Below are 20014 nucleotides of genomic sequence, written 5' to 3' on the forward strand. Positions count from 1 at the left end.
AAGAAATCGGGGTGCCTTGAGGCACCCCTTTTTTTACGGCCACATTTGTACGCGCCACGATAACGATTACGTGTTGTTGAATTGATCAGGGAGAGACGCAGTGACATATCAAGCCCCCGTTAAGGACATGCTGTTCGCGCTCAACGAACTGGCTGGTCTTGCCGACGTCGCCACGCTGCCCGGCTACGAAGATGCACAGCCCGAGACCGTTCAGGCCGTGCTCGAAGAGTCGGCTCGCTTTAATCAGGAGGTCGTCGCGCCGCTGAACGTGACCGGCGATCGCGACCCGAGCAGCTGGCGCGACGGCCACGTCACGACGACGCCCGGCTTCAAGGCGGCGTTCCGGCAATTCGCCGAGGGCGGGTGGCAGGGTGTGCCGCATGCGCAGGACTTCGGCGGACAAGGTCTGCCCAAGCTCGTGGCGACGCCGTGCATTGAGATGCTCAATGCGGCGAATCTCTCGTTCGCGCTGTGTCCCTTGTTGACGGATGGTGCAATCGAGGCGCTGATGACCGCGGGCACCGACGAGCAGAAGGCGCTCTACGTGCCGAAGCTGATCTCGGGCGAATGGACCGGCACGATGAACCTGACCGAGCCGCAAGCAGGCTCGGATCTCGCACTGGTGCGCACGCGCGCCGAACCGCAGGGCGATGGCTCATTCAAGGTGTTCGGTACGAAGATCTTCATTACGTACGGCGAGCACGATATGTCCGAGAACATCGTGCATCTCGTGCTGGCGCGTACGCCGGGCGCGCCGGAAGGCGTGAAGGGGATTTCTCTGTTCGTCGTGCCGAAGTTTCTCGTCAACGCGGACGGTTCGCTCGGTGCGAGGAACGACGTGCATTGCGTGTCGATCGAGCACAAGCTCGGCATCAAGGCGAGCCCGACGGCGGTGCTGCAGTACGGTGATCACGGCGGCGCGATCGGCTATCTGATCGGCGAAGAGAATCGCGGCCTCGAGTACATGTTCATCATGATGAACGCCGCGCGCTTTGCCGTCGGCATGCAGGGCATCGGCGTCGCCGATCGTGCCTATCAGCATGCGGTCGCCTATGCGAAAGACCGGGTGCAGAGCCGGCCGGTCGACGGGTCGGCAAAGCAGGCCGTGGCCATCATTCATCATCCCGACGTCAAGCGCATGCTCGCGACGATGCGCGCCTATATCGAGGCGGCACGCGCGCTGGCGTACTACGCGGCGGCGCAGTCTGACTACGCGCACGCGTCGGGCGACGCGGCAGCGCGCGCGAAACATAACGCGCTTTACGAATTCCTCGTGCCGATCGTCAAGGGCTGGAGTACCGAGATGTCGATCGACGTCGCAAGCCTCGGCGTGCAGATTCACGGCGGCATGGGCTTTATCGAAGAGACGGGTGCGGCGCAGTTCTATCGCGACGCGCGCATCCTGACGATCTACGAAGGCACAACGGCTATTCAGGCGAACGACCTTGTCGGTCGCAAGACGGTACGTGATGCAGGGGCGGTGGCCAAGCACGTGATCGCCGCCATCGGCGAGACCGAGGCCGCGTTGGCCACTCGCGCGAAGGCAGCTGACGATGGGGCAGCCTACGAAGCGATGCGCAAGCATCTTGCCGCAGGACGCGAAGCGTTATCGACTGTAGTTGACTATGTCGTTGCCCACGTGAAGTCGGATCCGAACGCGGTGTTTGCGGGCAGCGTGCCGTACCTGAAGCTCGCGGGCATTGTGCTCGGTGGGTGGCAGATGGCGCGCGCCATGATCGCCGCCGACGCGAAGCGCGCCAACGATCCGTCGTTCAGCGCAACGAAGATCGCCACGGCAGCGTTCTATGCAAGCCATATCCTGTCGCAGGCGCCTGGCATCGCTGCGTCGGTCGTGGAGACCGCGGGGCAGGACCAGTGGCTCGCGCAAAGCGTCGAAGCGTTTTGACCGGGTTCGCCCCGTCGCGACTTGATTCGCGCGGGTGCCGGGCCGTCGTCCGGTACCCGTGCGATGCCTGGACTTCGTACGATGCGTCCCGCTTGAGCCATGCGTCGCAGTCGAACCTCGCAACAAGAGGTCACCTTCAGCCGACGCTGACGATTCGCTGAAGCGCCAGCAAAAAAAATCCCCGCACGCTGGAAAGCCTGCGGGGATTGCTTTTTGTACGCGTTGCTTGCGGATCCGAGGTGCCGTCGATCGACGGCACACCCGAGCGGCTTAAGCGCCTGCGTAAGCCGGGCGCCATGCGCGATCGCCGCCCTTGAGGTAGCGCGATACCGACAGATCATCCGACTGAATCGCGGGACGGCGACCCGACATCAGGTCGGCGAGCAACTGACCCGAACCGCACGACATCGTCCAGCCGAGTGTGCCGTGGCCGGTGTTCAGGAACAGGTTCGGCAGGCTGGTCTTGCCGACGATCGGCGTGCCGTCCGGCGTCATCGGACGCAGGCCCGTCCAGAATGAAGCCTCCGCCGTATTACCCGCACCCGGGAACAGGTCGTTGACGACCATTTCGAGCGTCCCGCGACGCGCCGGGTTGAGGTCGCGGTTATAGCCGACGACTTCGGCCATGCCGCCGACGCGGATCCGGTCATCAAAGCGCGTCACGGCGATCTTGTACGTTTCGTCGAGCACGGTCGAAATCGGCGCATTCGATGCGTCGACGATCGGCACCGTAATCGAATAGCCCTTGAGCGGATACACGGGGATCTTCACGATCTTGCTCAACAGCTGCGTCGAGAACGAGCCAAGGGCAACCACGTACGAGTCCGCACGCAGCGTCTCTTCGCCGCAGCGCACGCCCGAGATGCGGCCGCTCGCGACTTCGAGTGCATCGATCGACACGCCATAACGGAACTTCACGCCGAGCGCTTCCGCCATCGCCGCGAGGCGACGCGTGAACAGCTGGCAATCGCCGGTTTCGTCGTTGGGCAGACGCAGTCCGCCGGTGAGCTTGTGCTTCACGTTCGCCAGCGCGGGCTCCGCCTTGGCCAGTTCGTCCGGCATCAGCAGTTCGTACGGCACACCGGCGTCTTCGAGCACGGCGATATCCTTGGCCGCGCCTTCGAGTTGTGCGTCGCTGCGGAACAGTTGCAGCGTGCCGCCCTGACGACCTTCATACGAGATGCCGGTGTCGGCGCGCAGTTGCTGCAGGCAATCGCGGCTATATTCAGCAAGACGAACCATGCGTGCCTTGTTGACGGCATAGCGGTCGGTCGTGCAGTTGCTGAGCATCTGCCACAGCCATTGCAGCTGGAAGCGCGAACCGTCGGGGCGGACGGCGAGCGGCGCATGCTTTTCGAACATCCACTTGATGGCCTTGAGCGGCACGCCCGGTGCGGCCCACGGCGCTGCGTAGCCCGGCGAGATTTGTCCGGCGTTGGCGAAGCTCGTTTCGAGCGCCGGACCATCCTGACGGTCGATGACCGTGACGTCATGGCCCGCACGCGCGAGATAGTACGCGCTTGTTGTGCCCACCACACCGCTGCCAAGGATCAGGATCTTCATACGCCGTCTACCCAAACTAAAAATAAGGAATCGGTCGCTCAATGAGCGCGGAGCTGGCGGGACAGGGCGGTTGAAGCGGGCTTCGCGTCGCTCGACCGGATCAAGTCGCGAAAAGGCACTGATTGCCAGCAGATGCTGCTATGGTATTGAGGTTCAGGCAGTAAAGGTTTCTGTACAAAAACGATATTTGGTGAAAAATCATGAGAACACAGCGCCAGCCTGTCCGGACCCTCGACAAGATCGACCACAAGATCCTGCGTCTGCTTCAACGCGATGGGCGCATGGCGATGAAGGAGCTGGCCGAGCAGATCGGGCTGTCGCTCACACCATGCATCGAGCGCGTCAAGCGCATGGAGCGCGATGGCGTGATCACGGGCTACTACGCGCGGGTGAACCCGGCGCAGCTTGGGGCGACGCTGCTGGTGTTTGTCGAGATCACGCTCGATCACAAGAACGGCAGCATGTTCGAGATGTTCCGGCGCGAGGTCGCGAAGATTCCCGAGGTGCTCGAGTGCCATCTCGTCTCGGGTGACTTCGACTACCTGATCAAGGCGCGGATTCGGGAGATGGGCGACTATCGAAAATTGCTTGGCGATATGCTTCTGCAATTGCCCGGCGCGGTGCAGTCCAAAAGCTATGTCGTGATGGAAGAAATCAAGGAAACGCTGGAGATCTCGATCGGCGAGTAGGGCGTAGGCGCAAGCAGCAGAGGCCTGCGCGCAAGGCTTCCCTTTCACAATTCGGCCCTGCCGGAAATCGGACTCACGCGAGGCTGGCGAGATGCAACACGGTGGTGTACTGTATGTTTATACAGTATTCGAATGTGATGCGCGTCAAGTCCGACGGCGCGTCGCATCTCGATCGCCTCACGATGCCCGCTGCCATGATTCCGCGCAAACCCGCTTCCGATATGCCGCCGCGACCCGATGTGGATCGGGCGGACCCCAATCTCCCCGGTGAGGCGCCGATCGTCGAGCGTCCGCTGATGGCGCGCAAGGGCCGCGGCGCGGTCGTCAACGTCCAGGGACGCTATGAAGTCGATGAGCGCCGGGCCTTCGATGACGGTTGGAGTCAGGACGAAGAGGGTGACGAAGCTCCGGCGTTGAAAACGCAGGTGTTCGACGAGCGGGCGAAGAGCATCCTCACGCGGAACCAGTCGCCCGATATCCCGTTCAATGTCTCGTTAAACCCGTATCGCGGCTGTGAGCACGGATGCATCTACTGCTTTGCCCGACCCACGCACAGCTATCTCGGGCTGTCTCCCGGACTCGATTTCGAAAGCCAGATCTACGCAAAGGTCAACGCGGCCGAACTGTTGGAGCGCGAACTCGCGAAGCCGACTTACCAGCCTGAGGCGATCGCGTTGGGCGTGGCGACGGATGCTTATCAGCCGATCGAGCGCGAACGGCGCATCACGCGAGACGTGATCGAGGTGCTGAGCCGGGCGGCCCATCCGTTTGCATCGATCACCAAATCGTCGTTGATCGAGCGCGATATCGATTTGCTCGCACCGATGGCGGAGCGGAATCTGTTTTCGGCGGCGATCACGATTACGACGCTCGATCCCGTGATCGCACGCACGCTCGAGCCGCGCGCCGCAGCGCCGGCGCGCCGTCTGAAAACGATTCGAGCGCTTGCTGACGCCGGCATTCCGGTTGCGGTGTCGATCGCGCCGGTGATCCCGTTCGTGACCGAGCCCGATCTGGAGCGTGTTGTGGAGGCGTGTCGCGACGCGGGCGCGACAGCGGCGAGCTATATCGTGCTTCGGCTGCCGTGGGAGGTGTCACCGCTGTTCGAGCAGTGGCTGCAGACGCACTTTCCCGACCGCGCCGAGCGTGTGATGGGGCGTGTACGCGAAATGCGTGGCGGGAAGAATTACGACGCCTCGTTCGCGACGCGAATGAAGGGCACCGGCCTCTGGGCCGAGTTGATCCGCCAGCGGTTTGGTCAGGCGGTCAAGCGATACGGGATGAACGAGCGGCGGCGTGGCGCGATGGACATGTCGCTATTCGAGCGGCCGGCGATTGCGCGACCCACCCCGAACGTGCGAGGGAAGCAGTTCCAGCACACGGCAGGTCCCGGCGCGCAGCCGGGCGACGGCGAGGTGCCGAGCGACTCGCAGCTTTCGCCGCAGCTGCGTCTGTTCTAGTCGCCCTGGCGCAACGGACCTTCCGCGATGGGTCAATCCGCTTCGTTCGCGGTGGTGTGCTCGAAGTACGTCTGGAAGGTATAGGCGAGGCCGCTCATCAGGTAACCCGCGCCGATAAACAGCGCAAAGATCACGATAAGCACGACCGTCCACCCAGAGCGGCTGCGGCGCGTCGACCCGGCATTGAACTGCGCGTCCCAGCGCTCGTCAGGGCGCAGGCCGTAGACGATCGCGGCGAGAAAGCCGGCCAGCACCGATACGCAACCGATCGTGCTGAGCACCCATCCGGCGATCGAGCTCTGGTGGCTGGTCCACATGAGCCAGGCGCCTGCAAGCCCGAGCGTCGACCCGACGATATGCAGCCAGCCGTAGCGGTCGGACTTGCCACGCAAATAGAAGCGATGCGCGCCGATCCAGCCGAGCAAAAAGGCCAGGGCGGCGGTCAGGGTCTTGTTCTTGAACGGCTGGGAAAGCGTGCTGGACATGGACGGCAAGCGAGCGGGCGAACGAAAAGGAGCGGGCGAGGTGCGGGAACGGAATACGCAACTCGACTGGAACAACACGGCGCAAGCGCGTCGCGGCGGCACGCATTGTACGCTGCAGCGGAGCGGCGATCGTGAAGAGCGCGCCGCAGGGGGCTGTGCGTCGCGCCCCGGTTTTCGGCCGCAAGTTGCCGGTTTCACACAAAAAAACCGTGTTTGCCCGGGGTAAGTGTTTGTTCGGTCGGAGGTTTCAAGTTATACTCCGCGGTTTCCGTATTCGATCACTTCTGATCTCCCCAAGGATTCTGTATGGTCATCATCCGTCTCGCACGCGGCGGCGCCAAGAAGCGCCCGTTCTACAACATCGTTGTGACCGACTCGCGCAACCGCCGCGACGGCCGTTTCATCGAGAAGCTCGGCTTCTACAACCCGGTTGCTCAAAAGGGTGAAGCCCTGCGTATCGCTCAAGACCGTCTGACGTACTGGACGGGCACGGGCGCACAACTGTCGGAAACGGTCGCACGTCTGGTCAAGCAATCGCAAGCGGCTACGCCGGCTGCAGCTGCTTAAGTTTTAAAACGGGGCTTGCGTTTGGCCACGTTCGGCAATTTCGCCCGGCGCAAGGTCGCGGATCAGACTCCGGTCGATCGCGATCAGGCCGGTGAGGCAGAGGCGGGCTCGCTCGAAGCGGCCGCGCTGCCTGACGATCTGATTGAAGTCGGCGTGATCGTCGATGCGTACGGCGTTAAAGGCTGGGTCAAGATCCAGCCTCACGCGACCGAAGGGCAAGGCGGCGACGCCATGGTCCGCGCGAAGCACTGGTGGCTCGCGCCGCGTCTGGCGTCCCCCGGCAAGCCGGTGAATGCCACCGGCACGTCGAACGGACCGCTCCGCGCTTACGCGGTCGGTCAGGCCAAGTCGCATAGCGGCAGTGTCGTCGCGCATCTCGGCGGTTTCGCTGATCGCGACCAGGCGCTCGCTGCAAAAGGTTCGACGGTGCACGTGCGCCGCACGGACTTCCCGAAGCTGTCGAAGGACGAGTTTTACTGGGTCGATCTGATCGGTCTGTCGGTGGTGAATGCCGATAACCAGTCACTCGGCAAAGTCGTAGGCATGATCGACAACAGCGCACACGCAGTCATGCGCGTTGCCACGAGCGATGATGCGCCGGCATCCGAGGAACGTCTGATCCCGTTTGTCGACGCGTACGTACGCAACGTGGACCTCGAAGCACGGCAAATCGTCGTCGACTGGGGCCTCGATTATTAGTCACGATCCACAGACGGGGAGCGCGATGCAGTTCGATGTCGTCACGCTCTTTCCGGAAATGTTCGGCGCATTGACCGACTACGGCATCACGAGCCGCGCGGTCAAGCAGCAGCGGTTTGCGCTGCGCACATGGAATCCGCGCGATTTCACGACGAACAACTACCGGACCGTTGACGATCGGCCGTACGGCGGAGGTCCCGGCATGGTCATGCTGGCCCGTCCGCTCGAAGACGCGATCGGCGCGGCGAAGGCTGCGCAAGCTGCGGCAGGTGTGTCGAAGCCGCGCGTGCTGCTGATGTCGCCGCAAGGCGCGCCGCTGACGCATCAACGCGTAATGCGCTTTGCGGCAGAGCCTGGGCTCGTCTTGCTGTGCGGTCGCTATGAAGCGATCGATCAGCGCTTGGTCGAGCGATGCGTCGACGAAGAAGTGAGCCTTGGGGATTTCGTCTTGTCGGGCGGTGAATTGCCCGCGATGGCCCTGATGGACGCCGTGATCCGGCTGTTGCCGGGTGTGCTCAATGATGCGCAGTCTGCTGTACAGGATAGTTTTGTCGACGGACTGCTTGATCATCCGCACTACACACGGCCCGAGGAATATGAAGGCGTGCGGGTACCGGACGTCTTGCTCGGCGGCAATCACGCCGAGATCGAAAAATGGCGTCGCCAACAGGCGCTCGCCAATACGCTCGCGAAGCGGCCTGATCTGATCAAGGCAGCGCGCAGGAACAGAACGTTGAGCCGTGCCGATGAGGCATGGCTCGCCAGTCTCGGTCAGGCTGCATCGACCGGGGCGCAACAAGGGGGTGTCACAAAAGTGGCACCCGATGCAAACCCATCCTCTACCGGGGCCACTGAAGCAAGTAGCCGCCTGGCGGCTCAACAAGGCATCAACGCCGGCATGATGGATCCAGGAGTCAGTGATGAATCTGATTGAAAAGCTTGAGCAGGAAGAGATCGCACGTTCGCTCGGCGATAAGGTGATCCCGTCGTTCGCCCCCGGCGATACGGTGATCGTCAGCGTGAACGTGGTCGAAGGTAACCGCAAGCGCGTCCAGGCCTATGAAGGCGTGGTCATCGCAAAGCGTAACCGCGGCCTGAACTCGTCGTTTATCGTCCGTAAGATTTCGTCGGGCGAAGGCGTCGAACGGACCTTCCAGACCTATTCCCCGTTGCTCGCGAGCATCGTCGTCAAGCGTCGTGGCGATGTGCGTCGTGCAAAGCTGTACTACCTGCGCGATCGCTCGGGCAAGTCGGCACGGATCAAGGAAAAGCTCACGACGAAGGATCGCGCGGAAGCGTAATCCAGTCGGAAGAAAGCACCCTTCGGGGTGCTTTTTTTATGGCTGCGGCGAAACACCGCGCGCGCCCTGACTGGACGGCCACTCGCTGAAGCCAGCGACGCCGTGCATCACAATACTGGCATTGACGCGTATTCAGCATGGCTCGCCCACTGTTTGACCCCGAACTCCTCCCTGTCATCGGCATCGATCACGCGCTGCCCGCCGTGTCCGATGAGCGGCTGACCGCCGCCGCATTGCGCAGCCGCTTTCGGGAGCAGCGCGCGTGGGAACCCGAGCCGCGCGAGCCGGCGCCTTTCGTCACCAAGGGCGAGCCGCGCGCCGCCGCGGTGCTCGTGCCGCTCGTGACGCGCCACGACGCGCTGACGGTGCTGCTGACGCTGCGCGCCGCACACCTGACCGACCACGCGGGTCAGATCAGCTTTCCGGGCGGTCGCGTCGAGCCGGGCGACCGGGACATCGTCGCGACGGCGCTCCGCGAGGCACAGGAAGAAGTGAGCCTGGATGCTTCTCACGTTGAAGTACTCGGTCATTTGCCGGAAATGATCACGGTCACCGGTTATCGCGTCACCCCGGTTGTCGCACTCGTGCACCCGCCTTTTACCGTGTCGGCCGACGACGCCGAAGTGGCGGAGATTTTCGAAGTCCCGCTTTCGTTCCTGATGAATCCGGCCAAACACGAAACGCGCGAGTTTCGTTATGAAACCGGCAATCGGCGTTTTTTCTCGATGCCGTATCCACGCGCAGGCGAGGACGGTGGGGTCTACTTCATCTGGGGCGCGACGGCAACCATGCTGCGCAATTTGTATCGCTTTCTGTCCGCCTGATGGTGTGCTCTGGCCCTGTGCTATGTTTACCCGCACAACGACATAAACGGCTGGCCGCATGACCTTCTTTTCCGTATTGCTTGCGCTCGTTCTCGAACAACTCCGCGCCGTATCGCTGGAAAACCCCGTTGCCCGTCTGCTGCGGCTGCACGCCGAGAGCGCGGCACAGGGCGTGGATGCAGGCAAGACCAAGCATGGCGTGCTCGCATGGCTCGGCGTCGTGCTGCCGTGGACGCTTGCGACCGGCATTATTTATTTTGTGCTGTACCGGATCAATTTCGCACTCGCGTTTATCTGGAACGTCGCTGTCGTTTATTTCACGCTGGGATTCCGGCAATTCAGCCACTATTTCACGGATATTCACGTCGCATTAAATAATGATGACGTTCCGCGTGCGAGAGAGATTCTCCAGGAGTGGACGGGTCTTGAAACGCTTGATATGCCGGTCAGTGAAATCGTACGGCACACGTTGATTCACGCCGTCGTTGCGTCGCATCGTCACGTATTTGGCGTGTTTTTCTGGTTTCTGGTGCCGATCGGTCCGGCGGGTGCGGTGCTGTACCGCGTCGCCGAGTTTCTCGCGCGCGCCTGGGCGGATCCCGACGCGGGTCGAAGCGGACCGTTTTCGAACTTCGCGCGTCAGGCGTTCTTTGTGATCGACTGGGTGCCCGTGCGTCTGACGGCCATGGGATTCGCGATCGTGGGCAACTTCGAAGACGCCATCTACTCGTGGCGCAATTACGCGCGCCAGTGGCCGGACCCGAATGACGGCGTCTTGCTGGCTGCCGGCAGTGGCGCACTGGGTGCACGCCTGACCGGTCCGCTCGCGGAAGTCACGAGCGTCGAGGCGCTCGATTCCGGCGATGCGGGACTGCTGCCTGTGGGCGAGGACTGCACGCCGCGCACGCTGCAGTCCGCGATCGGGCTGGTCTGGCGCGCGGTCATCCTCTGGATGCTGCTGCTCCTGATGCTGTCGATCGCACTCTGGGTGTAATCAGCGCACGATCTGACTCGACTCGTGCACGAGCTGCGCATACAGCGCATGCCGTGACGCAGCGATTTCACCCTTGTCGACGGCTTCGAGAATTGCGCAGCCCGGTTCGTGCAGATGATGGCAGTTATAGAACTTGCAATCCGCAAGCCGCGGCCGAAACTCCGGAAACGCGCGCTCGAGCATGCCTTCGCTCAGGTGGTGAAGCCCGAACTCCTGGAAGCCCGGCGAATCGATTAACGAGCCGCCATCGGGAAGGGTATAGAGCCGTGTAAACGTCGTCGTATGGCGCCCGCTGTTGAGTGCCGCGGAAATCTCTCGTGTCGCGACATCCGCGCCTGGCACGAGCAGATTGACGAGCGTCGACTTCCCCATGCCCGATTGACCGAGCAGCACGCTCGATCGCTCCTTGAGCTGCTCGCCGATCAGCGCGATCGCTTCATCGGGGCGCGTCTTGACCGAGACCTCGATGACCGGATAGCCGAGTGCGGCGTAAGGCTCGAGCCGCTCGCGCGCCGCGGCGAGTGCATCGGGCAGATCGGCCTTGTTGAGCACGATCACCGGTGCGATACCGCTGGCCTCTGCCGCGACGAGTGAACGCCCGAGCAAATCTTCGCTGAACCAGGGTTCGGTCGCGAGCATGATCACCATCTGGTCGAGGTTCGCGGCGAACAGCTTCGACTTGAACTGATCCGAGCGAAACAGCAGATTGCGCCGGGTCAGGATCTCGACGATCACGCCCTGGTCAGCCGATTGACGCTCGAACGTCACCTGGTCGCCCACCGCCATTTCGCTGCGCTTGCCGCGCGGAAAGCACTGGATCGGCACGCTCCCGTCGGTCGGGGCCACAAGATAATGGCGTCCGTGCGAAGCGATCACGCAGCCTTGCTCGATGCCCGTTTTGCCACTGCCGCCGGCCGAGCCGATGCCCGCCGATGCGCGCGCGCCCGCTGCGCGCGAAGCCTTGCCCGGGCGCGTCATGCGTGCGACAGCAGGCGGTCGATGCGCTGCGAGGCCGGGGGATGCGAGTAATAGAACGCCGTATAGATCGGGTCGGGCGTCAGGGTCGACGCATTGTCCTGATAGAGCTTGACGAGGGCGCTGACGAGATCCTCGGCGCGTGTGTGACCTGCCGCGAAGGCATCGGCTTCGAACTCGTGCTTACGCGACGTCAGGCTGCCCAGCGGGCTGACAAAGAAGACGAAGACCGGCAGCACGAGGAAAAACAGCACCAGTGCCAGCGCATCATTGCCGCCTGCGAGAGACGGCTCGACGCCGAGTTGCGTATAGAACCACACGTGCTGCACGAGCCAGCCGAGCAGGGCAAGCAGGGCGAGGCTGATCAGGAAGGTCACGACGAGGCGCTTGAGCACGTGCTTGCGCTTGAAATGACCCAGTTCATGCGCGAGCACGGCTTCGATCTCGTCACCGCTGAGCCTCGACAACAGCGTGTCGAAGAACACGATGCGCTTGGCGGCGCCGAAGCCTGTGAAATAGGCATTGCCGTGCGCCGAGCGACGGCTGCCGTCCATCACGAACAGACCCTTGGCCGCGAAACCGCAGCGCGCCATCAGCGATTCGATGCGCTGGCGCAGCGACGCGTCGTCGAGCGGCTCGAATTTATTGAACAGCGGCGCGATGACGGTCGGATACAGCACGAGCACCAGCGAATTGAAGCCGACCCACAACGCCCACGCCCAGAGCCACCAGAGCGCGCCCGCACGCCCCATGAGCCAGAGCACGGCAGCGACGAGCGGCAAGCCGAGCGCCACGCCGAGCGCGACCGTCTTGAGCAGGTCGATGACAAACAACTTGCGTGTCATGCGATTGAAGCCGAAGTGCGCTTCGACGACGAACTGGCGGTAGTACTCGAACGGCAGGTCGACGAGACTCGTGATGATCCCGACCGCCGCGATGAGCACCAGCTGTGCGACCAGACCGTGCCCGAGCCAACCCGTGATGGCCGTATTGAGCCACTGCAGCAGGCCGAGGAGCGTCAGCACGATCAGCAGCACCGCACCCACGACGATTTCGACCATCGTCAGGCGCGTCCTCGCGACCGTGTAATCCGCCGCGCGTTGATGGGATTCGAGGGAGATGGTCTGCGTAAAACGACCTGGAACCGCGCCGCGATGCGCTGAGACGAAGCGAACCTGACGCGAGGCGAGCCACAGTTTGGTCGCGACCATCGCCAGCAGCGCGATCACGAAGAGATAAGTCAACATTGCCCGGGATTCCGTTCGAAAGGGCTCGAAAGAGCTATGCGACAATTATAAGTTGTTGCGGCGCGCCGCATTCTCGCGGCCGCGCAGACGATTGAATTCCACCCTTGCGCACCCCATGGACATCACGCCTCAGACCGACCCGATTGCCACTCCCGATTCGAACGCTGCCGGTACGCCGCAGACGCTCGTGCGCAATGAACTGAACCTGATCTGGGTCGACATGGAAATGACGGGGCTCGATCCCGACAACGACCGGGTCATCGAAATCGCGGTCGTCGTGACCGATTCGCAGCTCGCGAACGCTGTCGAAGGCCCGGTGATCGCCATTCATCAATCCGACGCCGTGCTCGACGCGATGGATGACTGGAACAAGAATACGCACGGCCGTTCGGGTCTGATTGACCGCGTGAAGGCGTCCACGATCGACGAGACGCAGGCGATCGAGATTCTGAAGACGTTCCTCAATCAATACGTCCCGCCGAACAAATCGCCGATGTGCGGCAATTCGATCTGCCAGGACCGCCGCTTTATGGCGCGTCATATGCCGGCGCTCGAAAGCTTCTTTCACTATCGCAATCTCGACGTCAGCACGCTCAAGGAATTGTGCCGTCGCTGGCAGCCCGCGTTGCTCAAGGGCTTTACGAAGCGCGGCGCACATACCGCACTCGCCGATATTCAGGAGTCGATCGACGAGCTCAAGTACTACCGCGAGCATTTCATTCGCCAGGAAGCCTCGGCCTGAACGCGGTGATAGCTTGAAGCGATGGCGCGGCGCGCGTCCTTCATGACGTCGCCGGGCTGAATGACCGCGACGACGTGACGCCAGCGAATCTGCCGGCGCATTCACATCGAATCGACCGAACTGAGGCAGCGCATGGGTGCGCGCTAGAATGGCCGCTCATCGCCGACCGTCTTCAGGCAGGACACCGGCAGGACACCAGCAGGACACCATCATGAAGGCAAGACTGATCCGAATCGCGCTTGCAGCGCTGGCTGCAGGCACCGTCGCCACGTTTTTTGCTGCGTGTGCGCAGGGCGGGGCGGGTGGCGACAGCGCCGCCGTGCCGACCGGCAACGTCACAGCGTACGGCGTCATCGACGAGGGCGTTGCCGTCACACGTAAATAACAAGCCACATCCTCACCGGAGCCCCGCATGACCCAAGCCGACGAGCAGCAACAACAAAGTTCGCCCGACGCCGCAAAAAGCGCGCTGCCGCGCCAGACGATCCTCGACCGCTCGGAAACGACTTTCCGCTTTCTCGCCGAACCCTCGTCCGTGAATTTCGGCGGCAAGGTGCACGGCGGTGCGCTGATGAAGTGGATCGACGAAACGGGCTATGCGTGCGCGGCGATGTGGTCGGGCCGTTACGCCGTGACGGTCAGCGTTGGCAATATCCGCTTTCGCCGGCCCGTGCATGTCGGCAACCTCGTCGAGCTGCGCGCGAAGATCGTCGCGACGGGACGCACGAGCATGCATATCCACGTGTCAGTGCACGCAGGCGACCCGAAGGAAGGCGAACTCGAAATGACGACGGACTGTCTGGTCGTGTTCGTGGCCGTCGACAGCAACGGCCGTCCGATGCCCGTGCCCGCGTTTGAACCGAAGACCGACGAACAAAAGCGCCTCGCACGCTACGCACACGATGTGCGCGCGGCCCTCGACGCCATCGTCGAAATGAAACCCGACGAGGTGACGACGGGCAAGGTGTAAGCGCGGGCGTTTTTCCCGCGCCATCGCACTGTTGCTTACCCGCGCTTGCCCACCATCTGCTCGGGCTTCACCCACTCATCGAACTGGGCTTCCGTAACAAAGCCCAGCTCAAGTGCTGAAGCCTTGAGCGTCGTGCCTTCCTTGTGGGCCTTCTTCGCAATCTTCGCGGCCTTGTCGTAGCCGATGTGCGGATTGAGGGCCGTCACCAGCATCAGCGATTCATTGAGCAGCGAGTCGATGCGCGCACGATTCGGCTCGATGCCGATCGCGCAATGATCGTTGAAGCTTTGCGCGCCGTCCGTGAGCAGGCGGATCGATTGCAGCACGTTGTGCGCAATCATCGGCCGGAACACGTTGAGCTCGAAATTGCCGCTCGCGCCGCCGAAGTTGACCGCCGCATCGTTGCCGAACACCTGGCAGCACAACATCGTGACGGCTTCCGATTGCGTCGGGTTGACCTTGCCCGGCATGATCGAGCTGCCCGGCTCGTTTTCCGGAATCGACAGCTCGCCGAGCCCGCAACGCGGACCGCTCGCCAGCCAGCGCACATCGTTCGCGATCTTCATCAGACTCGCAGCGACCGTCTTGAGCGCGCCATGCGCGAATACGAGCGCATCGGCGGCCGCCATGACCTCGAACTTATTGGGAGCCGTGACGAACGGCAGCCCGGTAAGCTTGCCGATTTCCGTCGCAACCTTTCCCGCAAATTCGGGGTGCGCGTTCAGACCCGTACCCACAGCCGTGCCGCCGAGCGCGAGTTCGTACAGGTGGGGCAGGGCGGACTCGACATGGCGAATGCCTTGTTCAAGCTGGGCGACATAGCCCGAGAACTCCTGGCCCAGCGTCAGCGGCGTGGCGTCCTGAAGGTGCGTGCGGCCGATCTTGACAATGTCGGTGAAGGCCCGCGATTTGGCCGCGAGCGTATCGTGCAAATTCTTGAGGGCAGGGACCAGGCGCTTGGCCATCGCTTGCGCGGCGGCGACGTGCATGGCCGTCGGAAACACGTCGTTCGACGACTGACCGCGATTGACGTCGTCGTTCGGGTGCACAAGCCGCGATTCGCCGCGCTCGCCGCCCAGCAACTCGCTTGCGCGATTCGCGATGACCTCGTTGAGGTTCATGTTTGTCTGCGTGCCCGAGCCCGTCTGCCAGACCGCCAGCGGAAACTCATCGGGGTGCTTGCCGTCGATCACTTCCTGGGCCGCGTCGATGATCACATGCGCCTTGTCGTCGGCCAGCACGCCGAGCGAGCGGTTGACCTCGGCGGCTGCGCGCTTGATCACCGCGAGCGCGTGGATCAGTTCGGGCGACTGCTTTTCGGTCGAGATCTTGAAATTCTGCAGGGAGCGTTGCGTTTGCGCGCCCCACAAGCGGGCGCTGGGCACAGCGATTTCACCGAACGTATCGCGTTCGAAACGGTTGGCTTCAGACATCGGACTGGCACTCCACAAAAAAGGCACTGGACGCAGGGGGGCAGGTCACCTGGATGGTCGGTCGCCGACGGGTCCAGGGGCGCGCGGGTTCGCACATCGAGGCCGCGCGGCTCGCGCCGCTTTGAGCGGCTCAGAGCTGGTTCTTGACCGGCAGCACGAAGAATATCCCGGTCTCGATATTGCGCCACAATCCCGCATCCGGGTCGGTGTTATAGGTCCGGCGCGTGCCGTTGTCTTCCGTGATCCAGACCAGTGACGACGGCGATAAGCCGGGCGGAATCAACTGTGCGGCTTCGGCCTGCGACGCGAGCATGACGCGATAGCTCGTGCGCGGCGAAATCGCCCGCTCGAAGACTTCCTCGACCTCCCCCGCGATGACCGGCGAGTGAATCACGACCGTGAGCTCCGTGTTCAGGCCGATGGAGCGCCGGTCGAGGTTCATCGATCCGATCACGGCGATTTGCCGGTCGATGACATAGGCCTTCGCGTGAAGGCTAGCACGCGATTCCGATCCCATCAGCCCACCGACATGGACGTCGGTCTGAACCGGCTTCAACTCGTAGAGCTCGACACCCGCCTCGAGCAGCGGCCTGCGATAGGGGCTGTAGCCGGCGTGGACGGCGACCGCGTCGGTGGATGCCAGCGAGTTCGTCAGAATCCTGAAGTGCACACCCTGTGCGCTTAACGTACGGATTGTTTCGACACCGTGGTCGTGCGGCACGAAATACGGGGAAATGAGATCGACCGACGTGTGCGCACCGCGCACCAGTTCTCCGAGTCTGCGCGCCGGCGGGCTCTCATAGTCGGGATCGCCTTCGATCTTCTCGGGGTGGTCGACGCGCAACTCGCCAGGGGCCCACACAAGCCCGATCGCTTCCCGTGTCAGCTGGTCCGATATCGACGATTGATACAGGGGTTTGTCGTGGGTGTCGGCAAACTCCTTCTGCCAGTGCTCGCCGAGGTCTTTGCGGACCTTGTCGATGTCCGCCTGATCGATCGACGTGTTGTTCAGCGCATGGAGCGGATAGGCCTCGTCGCTGTTCCAGAACTCGTCGAAGCTCGCCGAAACACCCGAGACCAGTGGACCGGCGACGATCACGTCGAGATCGCGGAAAACGAGATTGGGGCTCGCGTCGAAATATTCGTCGCCGATATTGCGCCCGCCGACGACCGCAATCTGGTTGTCGACGATCATGGCCTTGTTGTGCATGCGCCGATCCAGCGTGTCGAGGTCGGTCATCGCGTTGCCGACTCGCGCAAACATCCCTTCGTCGGCGGTCGCGAACGGGTTGAACACGCGGATCTCGATGTTCTTGTGGTTGTTCAGCGTGAGCATGATGTTGTCGAGATCCTTGAAGTTCAGATCGTCGATCAGCATGCGTACGCGCACTCCGCGATCGGCGGCGCGCAGCGCGGCTTCGAGCACGAGCTTGCCGGTGTCGTCTTCGTCGGCGATGTAGTACTGCAAGTCCAGCGTGCGCTGCGCGGCGTTCGCGAGTGCAAGACGGGCCTGAAGCGCTGCCGAGCCGGTGCGAAGCAGCCGATAGCCGCTGACGCCAGGGTGCGCGACCTCGCGCGCGGCAAGCGCGTCGCCAATATGCGTCGGCATGCTCTGCGGAATCGCGAACGATGCGTCGCGGTGAAAGGCGGTGACGGGTGGCCGGGTCGCGCAAGCGCCGAGGCACAGCGCGAGCACGAGGGTGGACGCAAAAGCGGTCCAGCGTGGCAGGAACGGTCGGGTTCGAATCGCTAACAGGGCGCCGGACAGGCTCGCCTGAAGCGACGTTGCGTTGCGGCGGTCTGTCAAGAGTGCCTCGACGGGAAGTCGCGAATCGAGCGTGCAATTGCAAGTCATGTGCCCGCGCTGATGCCTCGCGGTCTGTGCCCGGGACGCAGCTGCCCGGAATCCCCGCAGCGCGGATCCACGGGCCAGGATAGTGGCTCGCTATGCCTGATTCCGCGCTAATTCGCGAAGCGCAACGTTCAATAGGGCTTGAATGGATTCTAGGTCAGGTTTGACAAACCTTTGGAGCCAGCACGTCAAAACGCCCAGTGATGAAGCAATAAACCGGAAAATAATCGCCATCGCACTCGCACGATGAAGTCTATACGTACAAATTGCCTGGTTTGTAAGGGAATGCAGGCAACGTCCTACACACGATTCCGACTGACGAGACTACGAACGGCGGTACGAAAGCTGCACACTTTGAACCATGCCGCGCAATGTTGCGGGCTTGTCAAACAGGAGATAGCGAATCATGAACAAGGATCAAACGCATGGCCGTGTTGAACAAGTCAAGGGCAAGGTCAACGAGGCAGTGGGCAAGGTAACCAACAATCCGGCCCGCGAACTGAAGGGTGACCTTCAACAGGCTGTCGGCAAAACCCAGGCAAATTATGGCGATGCCAAGGAAGAGGTGAAAAAGGACATCAAGCGCGAAGACAAACATCACTGAGCGCGTCGCCACTCTGTGTCGAACCTGATAGAGGCCGAGGCGGTACGACTTGTCGGCTGATCCGTCGCATGGCGTTTCGCGAGGGATAGTCCGCAGCACACCGTTTTCCACCGAGTCGGGTTCACAGGGGTGTCCCGTCGCAGGCAGCGATGCCGGGTGACCGACCCGACTCGCGCCGACGACCCCGACACCCCTTGTTTCGCCGCCGTCCCCGGTCTTCAGGCCGGGGACGGCTTTTTATTTGCGCCCGCCCATTTCGCTGCGCACGTTTCCTAATTCGTTTCCCGGTGTCAAAATAGGCCGCGTTTTTTTGCTGCCCCGGCAGCAGGGGGCCACGGCGCGCACTGCGTCATACGGCCGGTCAACGTAGAACAACGGAGAAACGGTCTTGGGGAACACGCTTTCGCGCATGGGAGTGGTGGCGGTCGTCACTGCGCTGCTTGGCGCCTGCTCGATGTTCGGCACACAAAAGGAGCCGGTCGCGGTTGCCAAGCCCGCGGCGCCCAAAGATCCGTGGCAAGCGATCAAGACCGAGCTGGCCTCCGGCGCTTCGGGTAGCAGCCTCAGCGTGTCGCCGCAAGACGACGGCTCGCTCAAGGTCAATCTGCCTGCCGACGCCTCGTTCGACAAGGGCAGCTCTGCGATCAAGGTGGCGACGCAGCCTTCGCTGTACCAGCTTTCGCAGTGTCTGAACCGTCACCAGGACATTCGCCTGCGTCTCGTCGGATATTCCGATAACAGCGGTGACGCGGACTTCAACGTGGCACTGTCGAAGAATCGGGCGCGCAGCGTGTCCGAGTATCTGACCGCACACGGCGTCGATCCTGCACGGCTGACGGTCGATGGCCGCGGCGACGCCGATCCGGTGGATGACAACAGTTCCCCGGCCGGTCGTGCGCGCAACCGTCGCGTCGAAATTTTCCTGACGCAGTAAGGCTTTAGGGAGTGGCCGAAGGGCCGGATGATGCGCTCGCCTTCAGCGAGCGCGGGTGACGCGTGGGTTCGCGCGCCCGCTAGCGAGCGCCCGTCGTTACTCGGAATGCGGGGTGGTCGTCAGGCGGCGCTTGCGTGTCGAGACGACAGGGTTGCCGCTCGTCGAGTCGTCTCGCGGACGCGGTGCGGGGCGCGACCCCGTATCCAGCTGGACCGTCGAAATCGCGCGCTTGTAAATCGCCTGGACGCCGGTCGGCGTCTGCAGCATGACGACGAACTGATCGAATGACTCGATGCGTCCGACGAGCCGGATGCCATTCACGAGATAGACCTGGACGGTCTTGCGCTCCTTGCGCATGGCATTGAGGAAGTCGCTTTGCGGATGCGTATTTTCGGTTTCAGTCGACATTGAATCGAGCCAGGACAGTCGGGTCAGTCGCAATGGTAGCGCATGCCGCGCGCATTTGTACCTTACATGTGATCACAATCTGTTCGGCCCCGCCGGGACGCGGCGGCCTCGGGCACTGGCATACCGATATTTTGTTCGAACGGCCCGCTGCGATCACGCGGCGTGCTCGGTGGCGCACAGACACGCGCTGATCGATGGGGGGGCTGAGCGTTCTGTGCACTTGGGAGCGTGCGGGGGCGAGACCGATCGAGTCGCGAGATCCGGGTCGATGACGTCCGACTTTTTTGCAGGCAGCGCGCAGACACGAAAAGCGATCGGGTAAGACTAAGCGGTTTGAGTTGAAAATGTATCTGCAGTGCGT

19 protein-coding genes and 2 pseudogenes are annotated in these 20014 nt (G+C 62.6%); 14 read left to right on the forward strand and 7 right to left on the reverse strand.

Going from position 1 to position 20014, the window contains the following annotated elements:
- Nucleotides 1-100: 100 nt before the first annotated feature.
- Nucleotides 101-1906, forward strand: a complete 1806-nt coding sequence (locus ACMFWR_RS06405) for an acyl-CoA dehydrogenase (protein ID WP_413194168.1) — start codon at nt 101-103, stop codon at nt 1904-1906.
- A gap of 270 nt (nt 1907-2176) precedes the next feature.
- On the opposite strand, the gene ACMFWR_RS06410 is transcribed toward ACMFWR_RS06405, so the two are convergent.
- On the reverse strand, nt 2177-3469 hold the full coding sequence (locus ACMFWR_RS06410; RefSeq protein ID WP_413194169.1) for a D-amino acid dehydrogenase: 1293 nt from the start codon (nt 3467-3469) through the stop codon (nt 2177-2179).
- Nucleotides 3470-3669: 200 nt separating this feature from the next.
- On the opposite strand from ACMFWR_RS06410, the gene ACMFWR_RS06415 reads away from it, so the two are divergent.
- Both ACMFWR_RS06415 and ACMFWR_RS06420 read left to right on the forward strand, forming a co-directional pair.
- Nucleotides 3670-4158 carry an Lrp/AsnC ligand binding domain-containing protein gene (locus ACMFWR_RS06415; protein WP_413194170.1) on the forward strand — a complete coding sequence of 163 codons (489 nt, stop codon included), beginning with the start codon at nt 3670-3672 and terminating at the stop codon, nt 4156-4158.
- Nucleotides 4159-4379: 221 nt separating this feature from the next.
- Nucleotides 4380-5618 carry a PA0069 family radical SAM protein gene (locus tag ACMFWR_RS06420; protein WP_413194802.1) on the forward strand — a complete coding sequence of 413 codons (1239 nt, stop codon included), beginning with the start codon at nt 4380-4382 and terminating at the stop codon, nt 5616-5618.
- Between the two features lie 32 nt (nt 5619-5650).
- Here ACMFWR_RS06420 and ACMFWR_RS06425 read toward each other — a convergent pair whose 3' ends face one another.
- Nucleotides 5651-6103, reverse strand: a complete 453-nt coding sequence (locus tag ACMFWR_RS06425) for an NINE protein (protein ID WP_413194171.1) — start codon at nt 6101-6103, stop codon at nt 5651-5653.
- Between the two features lie 306 nt (nt 6104-6409).
- Between ACMFWR_RS06425 and rpsP the strand changes: the two genes are divergently transcribed.
- The 6 genes and pseudogenes from rpsP to ACMFWR_RS06455 all read left to right on the forward strand — a co-directional run bounded on the left by rpsP (nt 6410) and on the right by ACMFWR_RS06455 (nt 10488).
- Nucleotides 6410-6670 carry a 30S ribosomal protein S16 gene (rpsP, locus tag ACMFWR_RS06430; protein ID WP_413194172.1) on the forward strand — a complete coding sequence of 87 codons (261 nt, stop codon included), beginning with the start codon at nt 6410-6412 and terminating at the stop codon, nt 6668-6670.
- A 21-nt stretch (nt 6671-6691) separates the two neighbouring features.
- Nucleotides 6692-7369: a ribosome maturation factor RimM gene (gene rimM, locus ACMFWR_RS06435; RefSeq protein ID WP_413194173.1), complete on the forward strand. Its 678-nt coding sequence runs from the start codon at nt 6692-6694 to the stop codon at nt 7367-7369.
- A 25-nt stretch (nt 7370-7394) separates the two neighbouring features.
- Nucleotides 7395-8150 (forward strand): annotated as a pseudogene (trmD, locus tag ACMFWR_RS06440) (tRNA (guanosine(37)-N1)-methyltransferase TrmD); the annotation flags it as partial.
- A gap of 139 nt (nt 8151-8289) precedes the next feature.
- Entirely contained in the window at nt 8290-8670 is a 381-nt protein-coding gene (gene rplS / locus ACMFWR_RS06445; RefSeq protein WP_413194174.1) for a 50S ribosomal protein L19, read from the forward strand.
- A 137-nt stretch (nt 8671-8807) separates the two neighbouring features.
- A complete protein-coding gene (locus tag ACMFWR_RS06450; RefSeq protein WP_413194175.1) occupies nt 8808-9494 on the forward strand; it encodes a CoA pyrophosphatase in 687 nt (228 codons plus the stop codon).
- Between the two features lie 58 nt (nt 9495-9552).
- The gene (locus tag ACMFWR_RS06455) at nt 9553-10488 is read left to right on the forward strand and encodes a CobD/CbiB family protein (protein WP_413194176.1); all 936 of its coding nucleotides are present in this window, start codon (nt 9553-9555) and stop codon (nt 10486-10488) included.
- On the opposite strand, the gene rsgA is transcribed toward ACMFWR_RS06455, so the two are convergent.
- Both rsgA and ACMFWR_RS06465 read right to left on the reverse strand, forming a co-directional pair.
- Nucleotides 10489-11466: a ribosome small subunit-dependent GTPase A gene (gene rsgA, locus ACMFWR_RS06460; RefSeq protein WP_413194177.1), complete on the reverse strand. Its 978-nt coding sequence runs from the start codon at nt 11464-11466 to the stop codon at nt 10489-10491. It lies immediately after the preceding gene.
- Nucleotides 11463-12710 carry a M48 family metallopeptidase gene (locus ACMFWR_RS06465; RefSeq protein ID WP_413194178.1) on the reverse strand — a complete coding sequence of 416 codons (1248 nt, stop codon included), beginning with the start codon at nt 12708-12710 and terminating at the stop codon, nt 11463-11465. Before ACMFWR_RS06465 ends, rsgA begins: the two co-directional genes overlap by 4 nt.
- Nucleotides 12711-12825: 115 nt before the next feature.
- Here ACMFWR_RS06465 and orn point away from each other — a divergent pair, with 115 nt between their 5' ends.
- The 3 genes from orn (at nt 12826) to ACMFWR_RS06480 (ending at nt 14422) form a co-directional block, all read left to right on the forward strand.
- Nucleotides 12826-13452 carry an oligoribonuclease gene (orn, locus tag ACMFWR_RS06470; RefSeq protein WP_413194179.1) on the forward strand — a complete coding sequence of 209 codons (627 nt, stop codon included), beginning with the start codon at nt 12826-12828 and terminating at the stop codon, nt 13450-13452.
- A gap of 211 nt (nt 13453-13663) precedes the next feature.
- Complete coding sequence (locus tag ACMFWR_RS06475; protein ID WP_413194180.1) at nt 13664-13837, forward strand: hypothetical protein; 174 nt, start codon at nt 13664-13666, stop codon at nt 13835-13837.
- A gap of 27 nt (nt 13838-13864) precedes the next feature.
- Nucleotides 13865-14422 carry an acyl-CoA thioesterase gene (locus tag ACMFWR_RS06480; RefSeq protein WP_413194181.1) on the forward strand — a complete coding sequence of 186 codons (558 nt, stop codon included), beginning with the start codon at nt 13865-13867 and terminating at the stop codon, nt 14420-14422.
- A gap of 35 nt (nt 14423-14457) precedes the next feature.
- Here the strand turns inward: ACMFWR_RS06480 and fumC are convergent, their stop codons facing one another.
- On the reverse strand, nt 14458-15855 hold the full coding sequence (gene fumC / locus ACMFWR_RS06485; RefSeq protein ID WP_413194182.1) for a class II fumarate hydratase: 1398 nt from the start codon (nt 15853-15855) through the stop codon (nt 14458-14460).
- A 130-nt stretch (nt 15856-15985) separates the two neighbouring features.
- Complete coding sequence (locus ACMFWR_RS06490) at nt 15986-17662, reverse strand: phospholipase D family protein (RefSeq protein ID WP_413194183.1); 1677 nt, start codon at nt 17660-17662, stop codon at nt 15986-15988.
- A 451-nt stretch (nt 17663-18113) separates the two neighbouring features.
- On the opposite strand from ACMFWR_RS06490, the gene ACMFWR_RS06495 reads away from it, so the two are divergent.
- A complete protein-coding gene (locus ACMFWR_RS06495) occupies nt 18114-18311 on the forward strand; it encodes a CsbD family protein (RefSeq protein ID WP_413194184.1) in 198 nt (65 codons plus the stop codon).
- A gap of 388 nt (nt 18312-18699) precedes the next feature.
- Complete coding sequence (locus ACMFWR_RS06500) at nt 18700-19245, forward strand: OmpA family protein (protein WP_413194185.1); 546 nt, start codon at nt 18700-18702, stop codon at nt 19243-19245.
- Between the two features lie 177 nt (nt 19246-19422).
- Here ACMFWR_RS06500 and hfq read toward each other — a convergent pair.
- Nucleotides 19423-19653, reverse strand: a pseudogene (gene hfq, locus ACMFWR_RS06505) (RNA chaperone Hfq); the annotation flags it as partial.
- Between the last annotated feature and the right edge of the window lie 361 nt (nt 19654-20014).

The organism is Pararobbsia alpina, from assembly GCF_965118125.1.
GTDB lineage: Bacteria > Pseudomonadota > Gammaproteobacteria > Burkholderiales > Burkholderiaceae > Pararobbsia > Pararobbsia alpina_A.

What these genes read in the sequence shown, in the direction of transcription:
- ACMFWR_RS06495 (WP_413194184.1), top strand. Translation starts at nt 18,114, where the DNA reads ATGAACAAGGATCAAACGCATGGCCGTGTTGAACAAGTCAAGGGCAAG.
- rpsP (WP_413194172.1), top strand. Translation starts at nt 6,410, where the DNA reads ATGGTCATCATCCGTCTCGCACGCGGCGGCGCCAAGAAGCGCCCGTTC.
- ACMFWR_RS06415 (WP_413194170.1), top strand. Translation starts at nt 3,670, where the DNA reads ATGAGAACACAGCGCCAGCCTGTCCGGACCCTCGACAAGATCGACCAC.
- ACMFWR_RS06465 (WP_413194178.1), bottom strand. Translation starts at nt 12,710, where the DNA reads ATGTTGACTTATCTCTTCGTGATCGCGCTGCTGGCGATGGTCGCGACC.
- ACMFWR_RS06450 (WP_413194175.1), top strand. Translation starts at nt 8,808, where the DNA reads ATGGCTCGCCCACTGTTTGACCCCGAACTCCTCCCTGTCATCGGCATC.
- rplS (WP_413194174.1), top strand. Translation starts at nt 8,290, where the DNA reads ATGAATCTGATTGAAAAGCTTGAGCAGGAAGAGATCGCACGTTCGCTC.
- rsgA (WP_413194177.1), bottom strand. Translation starts at nt 11,466, where the DNA reads ATGACGCGCCCGGGCAAGGCTTCGCGCGCAGCGGGCGCGCGCGCATCG.
- orn (WP_413194179.1), top strand. Translation starts at nt 12,826, where the DNA reads ATGGACATCACGCCTCAGACCGACCCGATTGCCACTCCCGATTCGAAC.
- ACMFWR_RS06425 (WP_413194171.1), bottom strand. Translation starts at nt 6,103, where the DNA reads ATGTCCAGCACGCTTTCCCAGCCGTTCAAGAACAAGACCCTGACCGCC.
- ACMFWR_RS06475 (WP_413194180.1), top strand. Translation starts at nt 13,664, where the DNA reads ATGAAGGCAAGACTGATCCGAATCGCGCTTGCAGCGCTGGCTGCAGGC.
- fumC (WP_413194182.1), bottom strand. Translation starts at nt 15,855, where the DNA reads ATGTCTGAAGCCAACCGTTTCGAACGCGATACGTTCGGTGAAATCGCT.
- ACMFWR_RS06480 (WP_413194181.1), top strand. Translation starts at nt 13,865, where the DNA reads ATGACCCAAGCCGACGAGCAGCAACAACAAAGTTCGCCCGACGCCGCA.
- ACMFWR_RS06420 (WP_413194802.1), top strand. Translation starts at nt 4,380, where the DNA reads ATGCCGCCGCGACCCGATGTGGATCGGGCGGACCCCAATCTCCCCGGT.
- ACMFWR_RS06455 (WP_413194176.1), top strand. Translation starts at nt 9,553, where the DNA reads ATGACCTTCTTTTCCGTATTGCTTGCGCTCGTTCTCGAACAACTCCGC.
- ACMFWR_RS06410 (WP_413194169.1), bottom strand. Translation starts at nt 3,469, where the DNA reads ATGAAGATCCTGATCCTTGGCAGCGGTGTGGTGGGCACAACAAGCGCG.